General features: G+C 57.5%; 15 protein-coding genes, 1 tRNA gene and 1 other RNA gene. 10 read left to right on the top strand and 7 right to left on the bottom strand.

The window, feature by feature from the left end; genetic code table 11:
- The first annotated feature begins 23 nt into the window (after positions 1 to 23).
- Positions 24 to 1,448 carry an NADP-dependent isocitrate dehydrogenase gene (locus tag SIB83_RS06415; protein WP_413747125.1) on the top strand — a complete coding sequence of 475 codons (1,425 nt, stop codon included), beginning with the start codon at positions 24 to 26 and terminating at the stop codon, positions 1,446 to 1,448.
- 342 nt (positions 1,449 to 1,790) lie between these two features.
- Positions 1,791 to 3,497 carry a D-lactate dehydrogenase gene (gene dld, locus SIB83_RS06420; protein WP_413747126.1) on the top strand — a complete coding sequence of 569 codons (1,707 nt, stop codon included), beginning with the start codon at positions 1,791 to 1,793 and terminating at the stop codon, positions 3,495 to 3,497.
- A gap of 44 nt (positions 3,498 to 3,541) precedes the next feature.
- Here dld and SIB83_RS06425 read toward each other — a convergent pair whose 3' ends face one another.
- The 3 genes from SIB83_RS06425 to SIB83_RS06435 form a co-directional block, all read right to left on the bottom strand.
- Positions 3,542 to 4,981 (bottom strand): four-carbon acid sugar kinase family protein, encoded by a 1,440-nt coding sequence (locus tag SIB83_RS06425; protein WP_413747304.1) that lies wholly within the window; start codon positions 4,979 to 4,981, stop codon positions 3,542 to 3,544.
- A 104-nt stretch (positions 4,982 to 5,085) separates the two neighbouring features.
- Positions 5,086 to 5,943, bottom strand: coding sequence for a galactose mutarotase (locus SIB83_RS06430; RefSeq protein WP_413747127.1), 858 nt, complete (start codon positions 5,941 to 5,943; stop codon positions 5,086 to 5,088).
- Positions 5,944 to 5,979: 36 nt separating this feature from the next.
- A complete protein-coding gene (locus tag SIB83_RS06435) occupies positions 5,980 to 6,903 on the bottom strand; it encodes an alpha/beta fold hydrolase (RefSeq protein WP_413747305.1) in 924 nt (307 codons plus the stop codon).
- Between the two features lie 73 nt (positions 6,904 to 6,976).
- Here SIB83_RS06435 and SIB83_RS06440 point away from each other — a divergent pair, with 73 nt between their 5' ends.
- Positions 6,977 to 7,294 (top strand): hypothetical protein, encoded by a 318-nt coding sequence (locus tag SIB83_RS06440; RefSeq protein ID WP_413747128.1) that lies wholly within the window; start codon positions 6,977 to 6,979, stop codon positions 7,292 to 7,294.
- A gap of 18 nt (positions 7,295 to 7,312) precedes the next feature.
- Here SIB83_RS06440 and SIB83_RS06445 read toward each other — a convergent pair whose 3' ends face one another.
- The gene (locus SIB83_RS06445) at positions 7,313 to 8,707 is read right to left on the bottom strand and encodes a cation:proton antiporter (protein ID WP_413747129.1); all 1,395 of its coding nucleotides are present in this window, start codon (positions 8,705 to 8,707) and stop codon (positions 7,313 to 7,315) included.
- A gap of 186 nt (positions 8,708 to 8,893) precedes the next feature.
- Here SIB83_RS06445 and SIB83_RS06450 point away from each other — a divergent pair, with 186 nt between their 5' ends.
- Genes SIB83_RS06450 through SIB83_RS06460 form a run of 3 tightly spaced genes read left to right on the top strand, consistent with a single transcriptional unit; the run spans position 8,894 to position 15,022 of the window.
- Positions 8,894 to 11,341: a phosphoketolase gene (locus SIB83_RS06450; RefSeq protein ID WP_413747130.1), complete on the top strand. Its 2,448-nt coding sequence runs from the start codon at positions 8,894 to 8,896 to the stop codon at positions 11,339 to 11,341.
- Positions 11,342 to 11,397: 56 nt separating this feature from the next.
- Entirely contained in the window at positions 11,398 to 13,920 is a 2,523-nt protein-coding gene (locus SIB83_RS06455) for a glycogen/starch/alpha-glucan phosphorylase (RefSeq protein WP_413747131.1), read from the top strand.
- Between the two features lie 10 nt (positions 13,921 to 13,930).
- A complete protein-coding gene (locus SIB83_RS06460; protein WP_413747132.1) occupies positions 13,931 to 15,022 on the top strand; it encodes an acetate/propionate family kinase in 1,092 nt (363 codons plus the stop codon).
- Here SIB83_RS06460 and SIB83_RS06465 read toward each other — a convergent pair.
- Together SIB83_RS06465 and SIB83_RS06470 are read right to left on the bottom strand one after the other, a co-directional pair.
- Positions 14,992 to 15,447: a hypothetical protein gene (locus SIB83_RS06465; RefSeq protein ID WP_413747133.1), complete on the bottom strand. Its 456-nt coding sequence runs from the start codon at positions 15,445 to 15,447 to the stop codon at positions 14,992 to 14,994. The genes SIB83_RS06460 and SIB83_RS06465 overlap by 31 nt on opposite strands.
- Positions 15,448 to 15,484: 37 nt before the next feature.
- Positions 15,485 to 15,835, bottom strand: a complete 351-nt coding sequence (locus tag SIB83_RS06470) for a hypothetical protein (RefSeq protein ID WP_413747134.1) — start codon at positions 15,833 to 15,835, stop codon at positions 15,485 to 15,487.
- Positions 15,836 to 15,995: 160 nt separating this feature from the next.
- Between SIB83_RS06470 and SIB83_RS06475 the strand changes: the two genes are divergently transcribed.
- Positions 15,996 to 16,232, top strand: a complete 237-nt coding sequence (locus SIB83_RS06475; protein WP_413747135.1) for a hypothetical protein — start codon at positions 15,996 to 15,998, stop codon at positions 16,230 to 16,232.
- 4 nt (positions 16,233 to 16,236) lie between these two features.
- Here the strand turns inward: SIB83_RS06475 and SIB83_RS06480 are convergent.
- Positions 16,237 to 16,310: transfer RNA gene (locus SIB83_RS06480), tRNA-Arg, on the bottom strand.
- A gap of 22 nt (positions 16,311 to 16,332) precedes the next feature.
- Between SIB83_RS06480 and rnpB the strand changes: the two genes are divergently transcribed.
- From rnpB to SIB83_RS06495, 3 genes are all read left to right on the top strand, one after another.
- Positions 16,333 to 16,717, top strand: an RNA gene (gene rnpB, locus SIB83_RS06485) — RNase P RNA component class A.
- Positions 16,718 to 17,153: 436 nt separating this feature from the next.
- A complete protein-coding gene (locus SIB83_RS06490) occupies positions 17,154 to 17,378 on the top strand; it encodes a hypothetical protein (protein ID WP_413747136.1) in 225 nt (74 codons plus the stop codon).
- 48 nt (positions 17,379 to 17,426) lie between these two features.
- A complete protein-coding gene (locus SIB83_RS06495) occupies positions 17,427 to 17,807 on the top strand; it encodes a hypothetical protein (RefSeq protein WP_413747137.1) in 381 nt (126 codons plus the stop codon).
- Positions 17,808 to 17,922 lie beyond the last annotated feature (115 nt).

Here is a 17,922-nt window from a genome sequence, read left to right on the forward strand (position 1 = left end):
ATGCTGCTCTGCGGCAACCAGCCATGGCTCAGTTCGAGAAGCTCCAAGCCCCCACCAAGGGAACGCCGATTCGCTTCGAGAATGGTCAACCTGTGGTGGCAGACAATCCGATCATTCCGTTCATCCGCGGAGATGGAACAGGCGTGGACATCTGGCCAGCCACACAGAAGGTATTGGATGCGGCCGTGGCCAAGGCCTATGCAGGTGCCAGAGCAATCGAATGGTTCAAGATCTACGCCGGTGATGAAGCCTGCGACCTCTACGGCACCTACCAGTACTTACCCAATGACACGCTCGAAGCGATCCGCAGCTACGGGGTGGCCATCAAGGGACCGCTCACCACACCTGTCGGTGGAGGCATCCGCTCACTGAATGTGGCACTGCGACAGATTTTTGATCTGTATTCCTGCGTTCGCCCCTGCCGTTATTACAAGGGCACACCGAGTCCGCACAAGCGACCGCAGGATCTCGATGTGATTGTGTACCGCGAGAACACCGAAGACATTTATATGGGTGTGGAATGGGAAGCCAACGATGCGATTGGTCAGGAACTACGCAGACATCTCAACGAAGTTGTCATCCCTGCCAACGGCAAGCTGGGCAACCGTCAGATCCCTGAGGGTTCAGGCATCGGTATTAAGCCGGTGAGCAAGCACGGCAGTCAGCGTCACATCCGCAAGGCAATCCAACACGCCCTGCGCCTCGAGGGCGATAAGCGTCACGTGACGCTGGTGCACAAGGGAAACATCATGAAATTCACAGAAGGCGCCTTCCGCGACTGGGGTTACGAGCTGGCCACCACTGAATTCCGCGATGTGTGCGTCACGGAGAGAGAGAGCTGGATTCTGGGCAATCTCGACAAGGATCCCGGTTTAAGCGTGCAGGCCAACGCCCGCATGATTGAGCCTGGCTACGACACGCTCACTCCTGAAAAGAAACAGTCCATTGATGCTGAAGTTCAGGCTGTGGTCGACAGCATCGGCGCCAGCCACGGCGGCGGCCAGTGGAAACAGATGGTGATGGTGGACGATCGCATTGCCGACAGCATCTTTCAACAGATTCAGACCCGACCGCAGGAGTATTCGATCCTGGCCACGCTGAATCTCAACGGTGATTACATCTCCGATGCCGCCGCCGCGATGGTGGGTGGTCTTGGAATGGCACCGGGCGCCAACATCGGCGAGAGCGCTGCAATCTTTGAAGCGACCCATGGCACGGCACCAAAACATGCTGGCCTCAACCGCATCAATCCGGGATCAGTGATCCTGAGTGGGTTGATGATGCTCGAATTTCTAGGCTGGCAGGAAGCGGCCGATCTGATCACCAAAGGCCTGAGTGCGGCCATTGCTGATCAACAGGTGACCTACGACCTGGCACGGCTCATGGAGCCCTCTGTGGAACCGGTGAGCTGCAGCGGCTTTGCCGATGCAGTGATTGAAAGATTCTGATCAATCCAGCTCACCAACGCCATTCAGGGCGGGCAGCGGCCCATGCTTGATGCCGTCATCATGGCCGCATTCGCATACACAGTTGCACTGTCAGCTGTCATTCATTCAACGCAACAAGTTACCTGAAACTGCCAGTACAACTGGTCGCGACGATCAACATCGGCTGAGAATGGATTCTGAGCTTTGAGACCAATCAAAGAATAACGATTGGACAAAGAATAAATTACCAAGTCTTGCGACACAGTTTAATCCACCGTTGGAGACACAAGCCAATCGGTCGAATGGATTGATCCAATAGATTATGAGGGGCTGCATACAGCAGGTCGCCGAAGACAGACCACGATGAGACAGGACCGCTTGCAGGAACTGAAGAACGGCTTGATTGCCATCCTGGGGCAACAGCAGGTTCTCACTAAGAGTGAACAAACAAAGCCTTACACAACAGGAATCCGCGTCGGACATGGAGCTGCATGCGCAGTGGTCATGCCAAAAACAATGCTGCAGCTGTGGAACACCCTGGAATTGTGCGTCAAACTCGACAAAATCATCATTATTCAAGCTGCAAATACAGGACTGACAGGTGGCTCAACTCCTGACGGAGATGATTACGAAAGAGATGTTGTTGTGATCAATACATTAAATCTCAACAAAATCATTCTGTTGCAAGGCGGCAATCAGGTCTTGGCTTTTGCAGGCTCAAGCCTGTATCAACTTGAAGAGCAATTATCACCACTTGGGAGAGGTCCCCACTCCGTGATTGGCTCATCGTGTATCGGCGCATCGGTTGTCGGAGGCATCTGCAACAACTCCGGCGGGAATCTTGTGAATCGAGGCCCCGCTTATACCGAATATTCACTTTTCGCTCAACTCAATCGTGACGGAAAACTTGAATTGGTGAATCATCTTGGAATCGAACTTGGGACCAGTCCTGAAGAAATATTGACAACACTGCAGAATACCAATTTCAACACCGAAGACCTCGCCAACGGCGAGCGACTGGCATCAGACCATGAGTATCAGAAACGAGTGCGAAATGTCAGCTCTCCAATACCAGCACGCTTCAACGCTGATAAAAGACGCTTACGAGAAGCCAGTGGATGCGCAGGCAAACTGGCAGTATTTGCAGTCAGACTGGACACATTTCCAAAACCGAAAACAGAAAAAGTCTTTTATCTGGGAACGAACAAACCTGAGCAACTCACGGAGCTGCGCAAGCAGATTCTCACAGGTTTTGAGTATCTTCCAGACATGGGAGAATACCTGCATCGCAGCTACTTTGATGGCGCAGACCTCTATTGCAAGGACGCTTACTTAGCCATCAAGTATTTCGGAACAGGCTTTATTCCTAAGTTGTTTGGCATCAAGCGGAACGTTGATCGAATTGTCTCGCAATGGCCGACGTCCTTGTTTCAGGATCACTTCTCGGACCGAACCTTGCATTGCATCTCCCAGATGGTGCCAGACCATTTACCGGCAAGAATGAGGTCTTTTCGCGATCAATATGAACACCACATGATCATTCTGACGAGTGATCAATCAATCAAAGAAACTCAGGAGTTGCTTGAGAAAAGCTGGCAAAGCGATGATGATCACTCCTACTTTGAATGCACTGAATCTGAAGGGAAAGCCGCTTTACTCCATCGCTATGTTGCCGGGAATGCACCGGCCCGATACCAAATTCTCAACCAAGACAATTCCGGCGAACTGCTTCCACTTGATATTGCCTTACCCCGTAATTGCGAAACATGGCACAAACTACTTCCTGAAGAGATCCTTTCCCAAATGGCTGAATCCTTTCAGATGGCGCACTTTCTCTGCATGGTCTTTCACTGGGATTTTGTTGTCAAAAAGGGGGTGAATGCTGTTGAACTAAAAAACAAAATCCTTGCTCTTCTTGATCAAGCTGGAGCCAAGTATCCTGCCGAACACAATGTCGGCCATCTCTACAAAGCCGAAACCGACCTATCCAATTTCTACAAAAAAATTGATCCCACAAACAGCTTCAACCCCGGCATCGGGAAGACATCAAAACTGAAAAATTATCAGTAACGAACGCCTCCATTTTAATTTATAGTTAAGCCCTAAAAAGCTTTTCATCCCGTCTCAGCCAGCTCCATCAATCTCCAGGCCTGGGCCAGCGTGTCGCCATCGCCAAGGTTGCCTGGAAAGGTGATCACAGGCAGGGCATTCACACCATCAAGGCCTTCTCCGGGTGTCGGCCGCACCATGGAAAGACCAGGCAACAGCTGACCCTCCAGCAAAACGGTCCCAAGACCAAGACCATCAGCAAGCACAGAGCCTGTTGTAATTCCCCCTTTGCTGATCAGGTAACCGATGCGGGGCGCCACCGCTGCCACCAACCGGGCGGTGAGCTGTGCCAGGGCAACACCGAAACCCAGCCGGCGACGATCAGCGGCGTTCCCGTCCCCAAAACGCAGTTCGCCTCGACTGGTGTACAGCACAGGTGTTTGGCTCCGGTCGAGCACAGCCTGCATCCACGCCACCCATTCCCTCTCCAGATCAGCCAACAGCAAATCAGGAGTGCCACCTTCCAGCACTCTCGCGATACGGCGCACCGGCAACTCAAGTCCGCAGCAATGGGACTCGCTGAGCAACACCTTCAGCTGCTGATCGGCCAGCGGCACGTGAGAGCCCACCAGGACAAGCCCAGGAAGGCGATGTCCATCGGAATCGCGGCGTCGAAGCTTCACCAGCTCATCGGCCTCGATGGGCTGAGGACCAAGTGGCTTGCTGCCCCCATCCACCAGAGCGTTGATCAGACTCGCAGCGGAGCGAAACAGAAAGCGGCGCCTGCCGTGCAGCGCTTGCACTGCAGCCCCGAGTGCATCCAGTTGCTCCTGCCTCTCGGCATCCACGATCACTGAACAATTGCCCTCCAGCGCCTCAAGCCAGCTCACCAGGGCCATGAAGCCGTTCAAGCCATCAGAACGCCGATCACCCTTTCTTTGAGAGGCGGCGCAGTCGAGCTGCTGCCCCTGCAGCCGCAGCACAGAAGCAGCGGCAATGGCACCATCACTTTTCTCCTCCAGCCAGGCATCCAGACAGCTGGTACTGAAACCGAAGCTGCGGTCGCTTGCGAAAGGGGTCGTGTGGACGGGTTGACCGTGGAGCAGGTGCACCCCATTCACCGTGGTGCGTCCGCCGGGAAGAAACGCAGGCACATGCAGCGTGGCATGCACCGGACCAAAGCGATCAGCAAGCTCCTCAGCCAGCACAGCGGGTTCCAGCACCCCATGGCCACGCAGGGTGGAATCACCCCTGCTGACCAGCAACAGCTGTTGTTCACTGATCCCCTCCGCTGCAAGGGCTTGTTCAAGGGCAGCAATGATCTGCCGGTTGCGTGCCGCCGCGGCCTCAGGCTCAAGTGCACGGGTGTTGGCCAGCACAAACAGAAGCGGGGAAGGATGCCGCAGTCCCCGACGAAGCGTCTGAACATCCCAGCGCAGCAGCAAAGGGCAGCTGTGCACTGTCTGCGACCCGGTGGGATCGTCGTCGATCACGACAATCTTCAGGGCGGCTTCTGTCGTTGCAGGTTGGCCCACGCTCATAGCTTCGATTGGCAAGGGCCGATCGAGCCTGGGCCTGACCAGAGCCGGTGGCTGTTCATAAGCAGGCTTCAGCTGACGCTGTAACGGCAGGACAACAGGCTGCTCTCTCCAACACCGAGCACCAGTTTTCGATCACCACTGATCAACGCCTGCCGGGGGCCTGTCCAGGGTTCAAGACAGACCATCGCTCGAGGGGGATCGGTCCAGGCCACTGTGAGATCCATCGGCTCATGGTGCTGGAGCTGCACCCGTGTGCCGTCCTGCTCATCGACAAGCGTCACCGGCCCGGAAGCATGGGTGAGGAAATCGATGCCCTGCGTGAGTCGAGCCAACTGCATGGCGGTGTCGGCTTCAGCCATCTCGAGATGGTTGAAGCATCGCTCAGGCAGACCTTCCACAGCGGTGCTGGAGAGGTCACTCACCTTGAAATAGGGGTGCAGCCCGAAGCTGAAGGGCATGGGCTCAGTCACCGACTCGGAGGTGTTGGTGATGCTGATGCTGATCTCCAGCGCAGCACTGAGCGGCCTGACCTCCATCTGGATCCTGAAAGCGAAAGGGAAGGCCTTGCGGGTCTCGGCGCAATCGCTCAGCGTGAGCATCACGCCGCTCTGATCACTCAGCAAAGCGATCTGCCAGGGCAGGTCACGAGCAAAGCCATGCTGCTTGAGAGTGAAATCGCCGCTGGTAAGCGGCAGACGATCATTGGGCAGGTTGCCGCAGATCGGAAACAGAACAGGAATGCCACCCCGAATGCTTTTGGCTGGGTCGGCAAAGCGCTCCTGATCGAAATACAGCATCTCACGGCCGTTGCACAGCCATTCGGTCAGAAGGCCGCCCCGTTCAGGGACCACTCTCAGACGGTCACCACTGGAGGCATGCACAAACTCCCAGTGGGGATAGGGAGCGGACTGCTGGCGGAAGCTCATGGCCACAGGACCGGGACACCCAAGATTGGCCAGAAGCTACCGAGAAGGCTGCAGATTCTGCCCGTTGTCGCCGGCAAGGGTCGACAACCACTCCAGCAAGGCCGCATTCACCTGGTCAGGCACTTCATCATGAGGACAATGTCCGGCTTCAAGCACCACCTCCGTGGTGGCCTCGGGAGCATGGCGCTGGAAGCTGGCCCGACGACCTGCCGCATTGATCCAGGGGTCGCGGATGCCCCAGAGCAGCAGCAAGGGAGACTTCAGACAGGCGAACAACTCATCCAGAGGCTGACCGCGAGGGATATCAAACACCGTCCGGAACACACCGAAGGCACCATCATCGAGTGACGGGCGCCTGATCGCCTCCACCAGCCAATCGTCGACATTCGTTTTATCGATGTACACCTGATTGAGAGTGCGTCGAATCGTGGCTGGCCGCCGCAGATTCTCAAACAGCAGTCGCTGCAGCACGACATTCTTCAGCAGCGCCGAACTGATCGAGCGGCGCGCGCTTGGCCACCAGCCTTTGGGCTTGGCCGACTGCTCATCACTGAAAGGACCTGCCGCATTCAGCAACACCACACCGGCGGCTTTCTCGCCCAGCTCTGCCCCGGCGGCCAGTGCAGCGAAGCCGCCCAGTGAATTTCCAGCGATCACCGTGGGCCGGCCGATACGTTCGCGCACATAAGCCACCAGCTGATCACGCCAGAGAGCTCCGCCGTAGGCCAGATCAGCCGGTTTGGCACTGCGGCCGAAACCCAGCAGATCGATGGCATGAACCTCATGGGTGCTGGCCAGCACGGGAATGTTGTGGCGCCAGTGATCGGTGGAAGCGCCGAAACCATGCACAAGCAGCAGCGCAGGCCGCGTGAGACAACCCGAATCCTGCTCAGGAGCGACACAGAGCCCGTGCACGGTGTGACCTTGGAACTGCCACCAGGACTTCTGCGCCTCGATCACCACGATCACCTTTTGCGGGGGCGATGCTAAGCATCCTTTTTCGCCATCGCCCAAACGGGTCGATGACACCGCGATGCTCGATCAGACCACAGGCCTGCTTCTGCAGAGCAGCACACTCAGCGGTGGACTGTTCTGGGCCATTGCCCTGTATCTGCCTCTGAGCGCTCCTCTCAGCCGCCTTGAAGCCAGCCTTGAAAGCGGCCCCCTGAGTGCAGCATGGCGACAGGCCGCGCTGGTGATCAGCAGTCTTCTGCTGGCCATGGCCATTGGAGTTGCCGTCCAGCTGCTGCTTGGCTGGGCCCTGGGACCGGGCTGGGCTTCAAGCCTGGCGCTGATCACCATCGGCTGGAGCCTGTTTCTGTCGCTAGCGAGGAAAGACTCCAGCTCCTGAACGGGACAACCCTTCAGCTCAGAGCAGGCCGACAGGATCGGCAGCCACCTTGTCGTCCACCTTGTCGTCATCGTCCGGCTTGTCATCACCGATCACCAGGCGAAGAAGCACAGGAGCCAGGAAGGTGGTGCCGATCACCATCAGCAGAATGGCCGCTTCCAGAGAAGGTGACAGCAACTTGGCGCTGGTGCCGAGGCCGAGGAAGATCAGGCCGACTTCGCCACGGGGCATCATCCCCAGGCCCACCACCAGGCGTCGGGTGGGTTGCTTGCTCACGAAGCACCAGCCCGCAGCGATCTTGCCGATGATCGACACCACCAGCAGGAAGCCGGCCACGATCAGCGCCGTTTTGCTGGAGGGATCAGAAGGATTGATCACAGACAGATCCATGCCGGCACCGACCAGCACGAAAAACACCGTGGCAAACAAAGTCACGATCGGCAGCACCGCTTCCTGAATGGCACGGTTGTGCTTGGAGCTGCTGAGGATCAGACCGGCAGCGAAAGCACCCAGGGCAGCCTCCAGGCCGATAGCGGTGGCGGCAAAGCAACTGATCGCCAGGATCACAAACGAACCCACCAGCACCTCACCGGGAGCCTTCAGCTTGTCGATCAACCAGTCAAAGGCGGGAGCGGCACTGCGGCTGAGACCGATGGCCGCCACCACGAACACGGCGGCGGCAGCCACCAGCTTCACGATCGGGCCGATCTCCAGGGAGCCTCCGGAGGCCAGGGCCACCACAACGGCGAGAATCACGATGCCGAGAATGTCATCCAGCACCGCAGCACCAATAACGATCTGACCTTCCCGTGTCTTGAGATAGCCCAGCTCACCGAACACGCTGGCGGTGATGCCGATGCTGGTGGCAGTCATGGAAGCGCCGGCAAAGATTGCCGGAATCGCATCCACCTGGAAAAGTGCCATCAGGCCCCAGGTGCCCAGTGCAAACGGCAGCACCACGCCGGCAACAGCCACGGTGAAAGCCTGGCCGCCCACAGCGATCAGTTCCTCCAGCTCACTCTCCAGGCCAGTGAGGAAGAGCAGGGCATACAGACCAAGCTCAGCCACCGACTCCAGCGAGGGAAAGCTTTCGCTGTAGATCGCGGGCACCGCTTCGGGAGGCACATTCACCAGACCACTTACCAGGCTGACCAGACCCTGACTCAGCTCCACCTGGGTTTCCGGAGGCACCAGAAGATGCAGCCCCGAGGCACCGATCAACACGCCGGCCAGCAGCTCACCGAGGATCGTGGGCAACTGCAGCCGCACCAGCACCTCCGCAAGAATGCGGGCTGCCACAAAGATCAGCACGAAACGGGCCACCCCGATCAGGGTCTCCGCCATCTCCAGATCGTGAGGCGAGATCTCTGCCAGCAGAGTCGTGAGCAGTGGCGGCATCGCAGCAGCGAGCATCAGCAAGGTTGATTCCTCTCGGTGGGGACCTTATCCCTAAACGTGGATCCGCACTGCTCAAGCTGACCTGCGTCGGACAGCATCAGGCAGCGTGCTGCTCCTGAGAGTGCAGCTTCGAATGCCTTATGGCATTCAGACAGTCAGACGATGGCTACCTTCCGCGTATCCGTCCGCCACTAGTCGCTGATGACTGCGACACCGACCGAAACTTTGTCCGTCATCCAAGCCGTCGAGGCGCCAACCGATGACGAGCTGAACCAACTCGATGCCTACTGGCGCACCGCCAACTACCTGGCTGTGGGGATGATCTACCTGCAGGACAACCCGCTGCTGCGCGAACCGCTGCGTCCTGAGCACATCAAGAACCGCCTCCTCGGGCACTGGGGGTCCAGCCCTGGGCAGGCATTCATCTGGACCCACGCCAACCGCCTGATCAACAAATACGACCTGGACATGATCTACATGTCAGGGCCGGGACACGGCGCTCCCGGCGCCAGAGGACCGGTGTACATCGATGGGAGCTACGGCGAGCGCTATCCCGACAAGTCGTTCGATGAGGAAGGCCTTCGCCGCTTCTTCAAGATGTTTTCCTTCCCAGGGCACATCGGCAGCCATTGCACAGCGGAGATGCCTGGCTCCATTCACGAGGGAGGAGAGCTCGGCTATGTGCTGTCGCATGCTGCAGGCTCGGTTTTCGACAATCCGGAGCTGATCACCCTTGCCTGTGTCGGTGATGGCGAAGCTGAAACCGGCCCACTGGCCACCAGCTGGCACATCAACAAATTCCTCAACCCGATCAAGGACGGCGCTGTTCTGCCGGTTCTGCACCTGAACGGTTACAAGATCGCCAATCCAACCATCCTCAGTCGCATCGATCACGAGGAACTGGAGAACCTGCTCCGGGGCTACGGCTGGACGCCCATCTTCGTGGAAGGCTCCGAACCGATGGCCATGCACCGGCAGATGGCTGTGGCCATGGAGCAGGCCGTGGTGATGATTCAGGCCATCCGCGATCAGGCCCGAGCCAGCGGTGAGGCCTTCCGTCCCCGTTGGCCGATGATCGTGCTGCGCTCACCAAAGGGATGGACAGGGCCTGAGTCGCTCGAGGGCAAGAAGATCGAGAACTTCTGGCGCTCGCATCAGGTGCCTGTGAGTGATGTGAAGACCAATGCGGAGCATCTTCAGCTTCTTGAGACATGGATGAGGAGTTACCGGCCATGGGAGCTGTTCGATGACAGCGGCGCGGTGCGCGAGGAGATCCGCTGCCTGTCTCCCCGAGGGGAAAAGCGAATGGGGTCAAACCCACACACCAATGGCGGCGAACTGCGCAGGGAACTGCTGTTCCCGGATCTGAGCAACTACGAGGTGCCGGTTGAGATCCCGGGAACCGGCGAAATGGAGAACACCTTTCCGCTTGGCGAGCTGATCCGCGATCTGATCGGCAAAAACCCTGGTCGGTACAGGTTGTTTGGCCCCGATGAAACCGCATCGAACCGGCTTCAGGCGGTTTATGAGACCACCAAGAAAGCCTGGATGGCCGGTTTCCTGCCCGAAGACCTGAACGGCAGTGAGCTCTCCCAGGACGGTGCCGTGGTGGAAATGCTCTCCGAGCACACGCTGGTGGGAATGATGGATGGCTACCTGCTGACAGGCAGAAACGGCTTCTTCCACACCTATGAGGCTTTTGCCCATGTGGTGGCCTCGATGTACAACCAGCACTGCAAATGGTTGGAGCACTGTGAGGAAATTGCCTGGAGAGCACCCATCGGGGCCTGGAACTGCCTGATCTCCTCAACGGTGTGGCGCCAGGACCACAACGGGTTCACGCACCAGGACCCAGGCTTCATCGACCTTGCCGGAAATAAGAAGGGAACGATCACCCGTGTCTATCTACCTGCCGATGCCAACAGTCTGCTTGCAGTGTCTGAACAGGCACTGACTGAAACAAGCGTGGCCAATCTGATCGTTTCAGACAAACAGAAGCACCTGCAGTATCTGACGCTGGATCAGGCCCGCCGTCATGTGGCCAAAGGAGCCGGAATCTGGGAATGGGCCTGCAACGACAACTGCGGCACCGAACCCGATGAACCGGATGTTGTTCTGGCCTCGGCCGGTGACATCCCCACCAAGGAATGTCTGGCGGCTATAGAGATTCTGCGCAGGAAGATTCCCTTCCTGAAAATCCGCTACGTGAACGTTGTGAAGCTGTTCGCGATGGCGGATCCGAAGAATCATCCGCACGGTCTGAGCGACAAGGATTTCGAAAGCCTGTTCACACCGGACAGGCCGGTGATCTTCAACTTTCACGGCTATCCCTGGCTGATCCACCGTCTCACCTACAACCGTCCCAACCACGTGAACTTCCACGTGCGCGGATACAAGGAGCAAGGGAACATCAACACGCCGCTGGAACTGGCGATCTGCAATCAGATCGATCGCTTCAACCTGGTGATCGACGTGATCGACAGGGTGAAGTGTCTGGGTTCACGCGCTGCCCATGTGAAGGAGCAGATGCGCGATGAAATCTTCAGGCACGTTGCCTATTCGCATGAGTACGGCATTGACGCGCCGGAAATCAACGAGTGGCGCTGGAGCCTCGGCCACAGCGCCTGCTCGATTGACCGGAAATCCTGAAGTTCCTGCATGACCGGTGCAATCCCGGCCAACCTCAATTCATCTCCCGAGAAGCGATGAGCACCTCCGAGCCCCTCGACCTGCGATTACCGACCCCGGGATGCTCCGTTGATCCTGAACGGGCCGGTCTCGATGCCGATTCCGTGTTCGACGGCATGACCGAGCACCTGTTCTTCACACTCGGCAAACTCGCGCCCTCCGCAAGTCCCCATGACCTCTACATGGCGTTGAGCTACGCGGTGCGCGACCGCTTGATGACACGGTTTCTCGCCAGCAAGGAAGCGATCCGTGCCCGGCCTCAGAAAACCGTGGCCTATCTGTCGGCTGAGTTTCTGATCGGCCCGCAGCTCGCCAACAATCTGCTCAACCTGGGGATTCAGAAGGAAGCGGAAGAAGCGCTCAAGCGCTTCGGTATCGAGTCATTGCAGCCGATTCTTGAGGTCGAGGAGGAACCTGGCCTCGGCAACGGCGGACTGGGGCGTCTGGCGGCCTGCTACATGGAATCGCTGGCCAGCCTGGAAATTCCCGCCACGGGCTACGGCATTCGCTACGAGTTCGGAATCTTCGATCAACTGATCCGCGACGGCTGGCAGGTGGAGGTCACCGACAAGTGGTTGAAGGGAGGCTGGCCCTGGGAACTGCCCCAGCCCGATGAAGCCTGCTTTGTGGGCTTCGGTGGACGCACGGAAAGTTATATCGACGACAAGGGCAACTACCGATCCCGCTGGATCCCCTCCGAACATGCGATCGGCGTGCCTCACGATGTGCCGGTGCTTGGTTACCGGGTCAACACCTGCGATCGCCTGCGCCTGTGGCGAGCCGATGCCACCGAAAGTTTCGATTTCTATGCCTTCAACATCGGCGATTACTACGGCGCCGTGGAAGAAAAGGTGGGCAGCGAAACCCTTTCCAAGGTGCTTTACCCCAACGACGGCACTGATGAAGGGCGTCGCCTGCGTCTGAAACAGCAGCACTTCTTCGTGTCCTGCTCACTGCAGGACATGCTGCGCAGCCTCGACAACCGGGGACTGCCAGTGGAGGACTTCCCCCTGCACTGGACCGTTCAGCTGAACGACACACATCCCGCCATCGCCGTCGCTGAACTGATGCGGCTGCTGATCGACGATCGCCACCTCGAATGGGACAGGGCCTGGGACATCACCACTCGCTCGGTGGCCTACACCAACCACACCCTGCTGCCCGAAGCACTGGAGAAGTGGGATCTGGACCTGTTCAGCAGCCTGCTGCCGCGCCACCTCGAGCTGATCTATGAGATCAACCGACGCTTCCTGCAGCAGGTGCGCCTGCGTTACCCGGGCAACGACGCCATCCAGCGCAGACTCTCGATCATTGATGAAGACGGTGGCAAAGCCGTGCGCATGGCCCATCTGGCCACCATCGGCGCGCACCATGTGAACGGCGTGGCTGCGCTGCACTCAGACCTGGTCAAAAACCAGCTGATGCCTGAATTTGCCGCGCTCTGGCCCGACAAGTTCACGAACGTGACCAACGGCGTCACGCCCCGTCGCTGGGTGGCCCTCTCCAACCCCGAGCTCTCTGCTCTGCTGGATGAGCACGTGGGGCAGGACTGGATCACCGACATGGATCGGCTGCGCTGCCTGGAGGAACGGCAGCACGACCGCGGATTCCTCGAGCAATGGGGCGACACCAAGCTGTCGGTGAAGCGCAAGCTCTCCGGCTACATCCACCGCAACACAGGCGTGCTTGTGGATCCCTCCAGCCTCTTCGATGTACAGGTGAAGCGCATCCATGAATACAAGCGTCAGCACCTGAATGCACTGCAGATCATCACCCAGTACCTGCGCATCAAGAACGGCCAGGCCGATGGTCTGGCACCGCGCACGGTGATCTTCGGAGGCAAGGCAGCACCCGGCTACTACATGGCCAAGCTGATCATCCGTTTCATCAATGGCATCGCCGACACCATCAACGCTGATCCCGACATGGACGGTCGTCTGCGAGTGGTGTTCCTGCCGGACTACAACGTAAAGCTGGGAGAGCAGGTGTATCCAGCCTCAGATCTTTCAGAGCAGATCTCCACCGCTGGCAAGGAGGCCTCCGGCACCGGCAACATGAAATTCGCCATGAACGGGGCGCTCACCATCGGCACCCTCGACGGCGCCAATGTGGAGATCCGCGATCGTGTGGGTGCAGAAAACTTCTTCCTGTTCGGCAAGACGGTGGAGGAGATCGCGGCGCTCAAAAAGAGTGGCTACCGCCCCCGTGAGGTGATCGGGGCGATTCCTGAGCTCGCGGAAGCCATCCGCCTGATTGAGATGGGCCACTTCAGCAACGGCGACGGCGAACTGTTCAGACCACTGCTGGACAATCTCACCGGCAACGATCCCTTCTTTGTGATGGCCGACTTCGCGGCCTATCTGCGGGCCCAGGATGCGGTCAGTCTGGCTTGGACCGATCGCATGCACTGGAACCGAATGAGCGTTCTCAACGTGGCTCGCACCGGTTTCTTCTCCTCGGACCGCTCCATCCGCGACTACTGCAGAGACATCTGGAACGTGGAAGCGATGCCTGTGGAGATCACCTGCGACATTCGCTGAGGTCTGCTGGGTGAAGGATCTGGCCCTGGTGATCAATCTGGGCAGCTCCAGTCTCAAGGCCGCCCTGGTGGATTCCACCGGGGCCTTCAACTGGCATGGCGATCACAGGATCACCGCTGATGAAAATCTGTCAGAGGTTCTGCAGAGCTGGTTGGAACCGACGCTGGAACCGCTGCGGGAGCGCATCGAGCTGATTGCTCATCGCATGGTTCACGGTGGTGAACACTTCACCGCTCCCACGTTGATCACGACGGATCTTGAGGACACGCTGCAGAGCTTGGTGCCGCTGGCACCACTGCACAATCCACCCGCGTTGAAAGGGCTGGAATGGGCAAGGTGCTGGGCACCGGACAAACCTCAGTGGGCCTGTTTTGACACTGCTTTTCACAGCACACTGACTGCTGCGGTAAGCACCTATGCCCTGCCAGCGGAGCTGAGGCAACGCGGCTTCCGCCGTTTCGGGTTCCACGGCATCAACCATCAACACGTGGCTGAAGTGGTCGCTGCTCAGTGGAAAAGCAAAGGACACCACCACGGGCACCTGCGCCTGATCAGCGCTCACCTGGGAGCCGGCGCCTCTCTGGCGGCCATTCAAAACAGCCGCTGCATTGACACCACGATGGGCTACACCCCACTTGAAGGGCTGGTGATGGCAACCCGCAGCGGCAGCATCGATCCGGGCCTGATGCTTGAACTGATGCGTCAGGGATGGGATCTAGCGCAGCTCAGCGACCTGCTTCAGAAACAAGCCGGACTCAAGGGGCTATCGGGCTTCAGCGATGACATGCAGGAGATTCGCCAGAAAGCCAGCCAGGGACATTCCACAGCGCAACTTGCCCTCGCAGTGTTCCGGCATCGGCTGTTGCAGCTGATCGGGGCAATGGCTGCCAGCTTGAGAGGAGTGGACGTGCTGGCTCTCACTGGTGGAATCGGTGAGCACGACAAAGCTCTGCTCTCAGAACTGCAGGATGATTTGGAGTGGTTGCCGCAACTGAAGATTGTTGTGGTGCCAGCAGACGAGGAAGGAATGATGGCCAGGCTCTGCAGACGCCAATCGGCAGAGGAGAACAATCAACTCCGATCAGGCAAATCCGGGGTCTGATGCAACAGATGGTTTAAGCGCAAGCGGTCTGCATTCAAGGGATCAGGTGCAAGTTCGCCAGCCAGTTCACGGAATTTCTGCTCGATCTCGTCGGGTACACGCACATCGAAAATGCGCTCCATCAGCGCCTCGATCGAAAACAGATGCGCGTTGATGTTTTCCATGTCAGCCATTGCCTGCTGCAGGGCATCCGTGGGCTCATCCGAACTGCCCACTGGGGTGGCATGAACCTGTCCATCACTCGAACGTGGACCCAGCTGCTTCTGCAGATCCTCGAGGACCCGACCCGAAAGTGTGCGAAAAGCCTGAAGAGCTGCCCAGCTCAGTTCCTGCTGCTGACGGAGCGTGGGATTCTCACGAATCAACCTGTCGTGCTCCCTATAGAAGCGTTGGCAGTCAGGGCATTGGCAGGGCTCTTCAGGCACGTTGAACCCCTAGATCGAAAGCCATCATGGCATCCGATCAGGCAGCCAGCGGCGGTTCAGATGAAAACCCGCCTTCGCCGTCCGCTCCACCATCCTGCTGATCATCAGCGTCGGCCAGACCTGGAAGGGGAATCTCGATCGATGTCACCGTCTGAATCACATCACGCAAACGCATGGAATCGGCAAACCAACCCATGGCCTGCTCGGTGTCGCCGCGTCGTTCTGCATCACTGGCCTGATCATCGTGTGCTTCAGCCAGCAGGGCCAACCAGCAGAGACAACGCGCCTGAACCACAGATAAATCAAGTTCAGTGGGCTGAGAGTCAGCGATGCGCTCGCTTTCCTGCTGAACCAGTAGCTGCAGTCGTAGATCGTGAAGCTGGGTCATGGAGCCGGTTTCACTGCAATAACGCTAGCGAGGGTGTGGCGTCTGACCACCCCACTAAATGTAGTGGCCAATACCGGTTCAGAGCTTCAAGACCACAGGGATAGAGCCTCAGCTCCCGGAACGCTCGACGACAAGCGGAAAGACCGTCAGGGTGTACACCATGACCAAACCAATCCACACCAACACCACACCGGGATCTGTGGACGAGAAACAGCGATCCCTGGGCCGAGTCAGCAAGGCAAGCCTGGCAGTCGCCATCGGAGCCACACTGATTCTAGGCATCTGGTTCACCAACGCCTCCTGGCGGTACAGGAAACTGATCTGGCAAGTGCAAGCCGCCCTGGTTGGCGGAGCTGTGGGGTTTGTGGCCGGCCGCATCACAGCCGGGAAAGACTGAATCACGGGGCTGGCGGGACTCGAACCCACGACCTACGGTTTAGGAAACCGTCGCTCTATCCAGCTGAGCTACAGCCCCTACAAAGGTCATTATGGGGTTCGAAAGCAGGCGAGGTGATCGCGATCGGTACAGCCTTTGGCTGTGATCCGGTTGAGGAAAGTCCGGGCTCCCCGATGGCCAGGCTTGCTGGGTAACGCCCAGTGCGGGTGACCGTGAGGAGAGTGCCACAGAAACACACCGCCGATGGCCGGTTCGCCGGCACAGGCAAGGGTGCAAAGGTGCGGTAAGAGCGCACCAGCAGCATCGAGAGGTGCTGGCTCGGTAAACCCCGGCTGGGAGCAAGGCCAAGGAACGACGGTTGGCCATCTTCCCCGTTCCGTCTTTGTGAGCCGCTCGAGGCCGCCGGTAACGGCGGTCCCAGATAGATGATCACCCCCCTTCTGTTGAAGGGAGAACAGAACCCGGCTTACGTCCTGCTTTCACCCCACAACCAATGCGCAGAATCGGGGCTGAGACAATTAACGGCCAGCTCATTCATTAACCCTCAGTCCAACTGAGCCACATCAAAACTGAATCCCTGCCTAATTTTTAGAGACCTTTCAGAGCGAGACGCTCAAAAATTTGAGCCATAGGCAACGGACGCCAAATGGCGATGAAAAGACTTCCCTCACCGCCCGCCACAGAACATCGACGTCGTTGGGCATTGGTTCCAAAGCTGAAAACTTACTGACAGCTGGTATTCACTCGTTCAATAAAGCGCAATCAACAACTAAAATTGATTGAAATGCTAATCAACATCTTCACTGATTAGAGCCCAACGAAACAACCAAGCGGCACGGGCCAAAATGAACCTCATGCACCAAAAAGCCTTCGACTAAGAACACGGTCAGCAACACAGCTTCCGAGATCCACTCATTGACAATGGCTTTTCCACTCAAGACTCAATTTCTTAAGTTCATTGGCCTGCTTGCTTATACAGCCTTTCTGGCAACAACACTGCTGACCGCAACTTCTTACGGTGAAAAATCGACAATCACTGACTTGTCAATCGCGCAGCTATCACTCTGCTCCGTCACCAGTCTTGCTGTTCCAATTGCACTCTTCATAAAAAAAGGTGACTTGAAAACAATGGAATGGCTTGTATAGATTGCTATTGCCATAGGCTGCGCTTTTTTGGCAATGGATGACAGATTCATGTTTCACGAGAACCTTGATAAGGGAATTCACTCTCTGTTCCAGTGGGAAGAAACTAAACTCAGCGACAGGCTGGATGACATCATCGTCGGTATTTATAGACTTGCGGGAATTATCTTTGTCACGGCAAACAGAAGGTATTTCAATTTTTCTCCCAGGTTTATAACGTTTGCTCGATACGCTCTTGGCCTGGCTTTTGTAATGGTTGTATGCGATATGAGATCAATCTACGGAATCGGCGAAACATCTGGCAATGCCCTATCACATCTTGAAGAGTGGACAAAAATATTTGGAGGAGGAGTTCTGTTAGTTAGCTTGCTTTGCGCACTGGAAGACGCTCTACGGTTGTCAAGAAATCACCCTTTCGCCGGAAATCTTTAAACAACAGCAGCTGTGAATTCGGCGGAACAAGCATTCATCAACTCAGCTTCTCTCAGATCAACATTCAAGCGGTGAAACCCCAGCTCAGACTGATCCGCAAGACATTGAGATCCAC

The sequence above is a fragment of the Synechococcus sp. MIT S9507 genome (genome assembly GCF_047304715.1).
Classification (GTDB): domain Bacteria; phylum Cyanobacteriota; class Cyanobacteriia; order PCC-6307; family Cyanobiaceae; genus Synechococcus_C.